This is a genomic window from Sphingobacterium bovisgrunnientis (assembly GCF_009829085.1).
GTDB lineage: Bacteria > Bacteroidota > Bacteroidia > Sphingobacteriales > Sphingobacteriaceae > Sphingobacterium > Sphingobacterium bovisgrunnientis.
In genome coordinates, this window is record NZ_WUQY01000216.1 from 1 (window position 1) to 343 (window position 343).

Consider the following 343-nt stretch of genomic DNA (forward strand, 5'->3'; position numbering starts at 1 on the left):
GGTGACTTCGTTCCCTTTTTCATTTTAATTTTTTTTAGTTAGTTTATTTTCTCTCGTTATTATCTCTTGTTTTTCACATAGTTCCATTTTTTTCTTTCTTTTGCTTGTGTTTATGAGCAGGGATCGAGGCGATATAGGAAGCTCTACCGAAAGACTTCGTCCAGTGTTTGAATCTCTTCCTAACCCTATTTTTGACACTACATTTATTGCCACGACCACCACATCACGTAACACAATGTCTGATAGTGAGCATGATGCACCTTACAGAACTTTGCATGATTATCTTCACCCCACACGCACATCTACACCATCATGTATTATGTTCCCACCCAATATGCCACGT

The 343-nt window shown here is 38.5% G+C and carries 1 protein-coding gene; it reads left to right on the plus strand.

The annotated features are described in order from the left end of the window. Positions 1-112: 112 nt before the first annotated feature. Positions 113-343: hypothetical protein (locus tag GOQ16_RS18375; RefSeq protein WP_160070460.1), on the plus strand; the 231-nt coding region annotated here is incomplete at its 3' end.